Genomic DNA, 3,286 nt, shown 5'->3' with positions numbered 1-3,286 from the left:
ACTTGAGTCTGTCTCCAATTGCTTTGTGAATTAGTAACGCTACTACTGTAGAATCAATCCCGCCACTTACTCCACAAAGTACGTTGCCATCTATTTTTGAAATTTTTTCTACAGCTGAATCTATGAAGCCTTCCATAGTCCAATCTTGTTTTGCTCCACAAACCTTTAAAACAAAATTCTTAAGAATTTCAGTACCTTGTTCTGTGTGTACAACTTCTGGATGAAACTGAATTCCATAAATCGACTTTTCATCTGACGCAATCGCAGCTGCTTTTGCACTTTCAGTATGTCCTATTACTTTGAACCCTTCTGGAATTTGCTCTGCCTCATCACCATGACTCATCCATGCTCTAACCGATTCACCCACACCATTTAGCAAATCTTTGTCATTGTCAATTGTAAGTAACGATGAACCATATTCTTTATTTGCTCTTTTTACTTTACCACCAAATTTGTTTACGATTAACTGATGCCCATAACAAATTCCAAGCAATGGTAAATTCATTTCAAAGATTTTATCTTCAGGAATTGGTGCATCTGAATTATACACACTTGATGGTCCTCCAGAAAAAATTATTCCAGTCGGATTAAGCTTTTGTAATTCATTATAACTGATATCATAAGGAACTAGTTCTGCATAAACCGAAAATTCCCTGATTCTTCTACAAATCAAATGGCTATACTGAGAACCAAAATCTAAAACTACAATTTTGTCCATGTTATCACTTATTGATATTTTCAAGCATACGTGTTAATGACCACCCTGCTGTATTGATTAACTCGTTCACTCTTTCTTTTTGTCTATAATTTTTAATAATAATTTCTCTGATATTCACTCCATTTTTATTTACGATATAATCGATTACTGACTCTTTTTGGATTCTTCCATTTTCTGCCTCAGCAAAGTCTTTCTTTTTCATCTCCCCAATTATTCTATCTAAGAAAAATGATTTGAAAGGAGGTGTGTCAGCATTTATTTCGATTTCATTATCTAATACAATCGAAACTTGATCTGGTGTCACAAATGCATTGGCGATAATTTTTCCATCATTTACTCTTTTGATTGGAATTGAATTTGTTACAATATCTGATTTTTCTACATGTTTTTCAATAGGCTCTATTTTTACTTCCTCTTCCTTGGTTTCGAGTTGAGAAGCTTTTGTAAAACTAGATCCCTTTAGGAACAAATCTAAAACTATGATATTTTTCTCTAGCATTTCTATGGATTCATGATGTTTATCGATCTGCTCCATCAAACTCTCTTTTAATGCAACAATATCCTTTACTTGTTCATCTGAAAATCTCATAATTTATTTAATTTGAGATGGGTATTAAATGCATTCTAGGTAATTATAATATCCAGTTCTTTGTATGATATTTTTTTGAATCCTTTAATTGGCTTTGATGTGGTAAATAATTCAGATTTTGTAAAAGTAGCAAGCCATTCTAAAAGTGATTTTCCTCTTTTTAATTTCATTAATTTTGTTTTTCTTTCTGATTTTTTTGTTTTGGAAAATTTTCCAATTCTATCTCCAAAATCCATTCCAAATAAAATAATTTTTTTTGCATCATAATGATTTGCTAGAAAAACTCCTCTATCACCATCTGTAAATCCCCCAAAATTATGAATTTTTCCAAAAGGAATTGATTGAGTTGTTCCCATGCAATTTTTAATCTTTTTTACAAATTCTAATTTTTCTATGTTGTCTCCATGTGCATGTACCACAAAAATAGATTTTGTTTTTGCAATTTTTTCAAGTATATTTTCATCACCATCCAAATCTGTTACAATGATGTCTGGTATGATTCCATTTTCCACAAGTGGTTTAATTGAGCTGTCTGCAGCGATTTTTATCGAGTTTTTATAATTTCTTAATTTTGGAATGGCACTTGATAACGATGGTCCTGATCCAATTACTAAAACTGTTTTACCTTTAACTAGATTCAGAATTTTTTTATTAATATCTGATTTTTTTAAAATTGAATTCAATATAATGGCTGATTCTTTATCTTTTTTTCCATCATATCTGAATTCTTTTAAAATATCTGAATACCTCTGTTTCCAACCTAGAAGTAGCATATGACTCAAATTGTATGACTTTTTGATAAACCATGTGGCTAAAATTGCAAATGTAAAGGTTGGTGAAAAGTACCCTGTACGGATTATGGGTATTCTAAACACCAGTCCTGAATCATTTTACAAAAAGTCTGTTAACACCACCAAAATTTCTATAAAAAATACCGTAAAAAAGATGGAAGATGAAGGTGCAGATTTTATCGATGTTGGGGGAATGTCAACTGCTCCTTATCTATCCACATTAGTTTCGGAAAAAGTTGAATCAAAAAGAATTCTAAATGCAATAAAAATAATTCAAAATCATACTAACCTTCCAATTTCTGTTGATACATGTAGATCTAAAGTAGCTAGAGATGCTTTAGAATATGGCGTTGAAATTATCAATGATGTTTCTGGACTAAAATATGATATTGAAATGCAACGAGTCATTTCAGAATATCTACCATCTCTAATTTTATGTGCATATGACTCAAAAACTGTTATTGGAAATTCGATTTCCACTAAAAAACTTCTTAGCGAAAGTTTGGAAATTGCAAAAAAATCACACATTCCATCAGAAAAAATTGTATTGGATCCTGCTATTGGATTTTTTAGAAAAACAGGAAAAGGTCCATTTTTTACAAAAATTAAATCAGATAATGTAAAAAGAGATCTAGATATTCTTAAAAATTTAAATTTAATAAAGCAAAATTTTCCAATCCTGATCTCCGTTTCTAACAAATCGTTTATAGGAAATATTTTAAAAAAATCAAACCCCTCTGATCGCATATTTGGATCAATCGCTGCCGAAACTGTATCTGTTCTTAACGGTGCTGATATAATCCGTACTCATAATGTAGGTGCGACTAAAGACGCAATAATGATTGCTTCACAACTATCAAAACGACACAAAGGCTTATAATCAATATTTTACTTTCTTAACAAGGTTTCATTGGAATTCAAAGAAGGCTTAACTTTTGACGACGTTCTTCTTGTGCCCAAATATTCAGATATTACAAGCAGAAGTCAAACATCGCTTAATACAAAATTATCTCGAAATATCTCAATTAACATTCCTTTTGTGAGTGCAAATATGGATACGGTCACTGAATCCTCTATGGCTGTGGCTATGGCTCGTGCTGGTGGTATAGGAATTATTCACAGATTTTTGACAATACAAGAACAAGCTAATGAAGTTCTCAAAGTAAAACGATCAGGCAGTATTATGAT

5 protein-coding genes are annotated in these 3,286 nt (G+C 31.3%); 2 read left to right on the top strand and 3 right to left on the bottom strand.

Annotated elements, in window-relative coordinates; all coding sequences use genetic code 11:
• The 3 genes from guaA to BD31_RS07840 form a co-directional block, all read right to left on the bottom strand.
• Positions 1-718 (bottom strand): glutamine-hydrolyzing GMP synthase (gene guaA / locus BD31_RS07850; RefSeq protein ID WP_008300914.1); only part of this gene is annotated, 718 nt, incomplete at its 3' end.
• 4 nt (positions 719-722) lie between these two features.
• Positions 723-1,307, bottom strand: coding sequence for a hypothetical protein (locus BD31_RS07845; protein WP_008300912.1), 585 nt, complete (start codon positions 1,305-1,307; stop codon positions 723-725).
• A 35-nt stretch (positions 1,308-1,342) separates the two neighbouring features.
• Positions 1,343-2,080, bottom strand: coding sequence for a 6-hydroxymethylpterin diphosphokinase MptE-like protein (locus tag BD31_RS07840; RefSeq protein WP_008300918.1), 738 nt, complete (start codon positions 2,078-2,080; stop codon positions 1,343-1,345).
• A 34-nt stretch (positions 2,081-2,114) separates the two neighbouring features.
• On the opposite strand from BD31_RS07840, the gene folP reads away from it, so the two are divergent.
• Both folP and BD31_RS07830 read left to right on the top strand, forming a co-directional pair.
• Complete coding sequence (gene folP / locus BD31_RS07835) at positions 2,115-2,978, top strand: dihydropteroate synthase (RefSeq protein WP_008300920.1); 864 nt, start codon at positions 2,115-2,117, stop codon at positions 2,976-2,978.
• 72 nt (positions 2,979-3,050) lie between these two features.
• Positions 3,051-3,286: IMP dehydrogenase (locus BD31_RS07830; protein ID WP_238536102.1), on the top strand; the 236-nt coding region annotated here is incomplete at its 3' end.

Source organism: Candidatus Nitrosopumilus salarius BD31 (assembly GCF_000242875.2).
In the GTDB taxonomy this organism is placed as follows: Archaea; Thermoproteota; Nitrososphaeria; order Nitrososphaerales; family Nitrosopumilaceae; genus Nitrosopumilus; species Nitrosopumilus salarius.
This window is presented reverse-complemented; position numbering and strand designations above follow the sequence as displayed.

What these genes read in the sequence shown, in the direction of transcription:
- BD31_RS07845 (WP_008300912.1), bottom strand. Translation starts at nt 1,307, where the DNA reads ATGAGATTTTCAGATGAACAAGTAAAGGATATTGTTGCATTAAAAGAG.
- BD31_RS07840 (WP_008300918.1), bottom strand. Translation starts at nt 2,080, where the DNA reads ATGCTACTTCTAGGTTGGAAACAGAGGTATTCAGATATTTTAAAAGAA.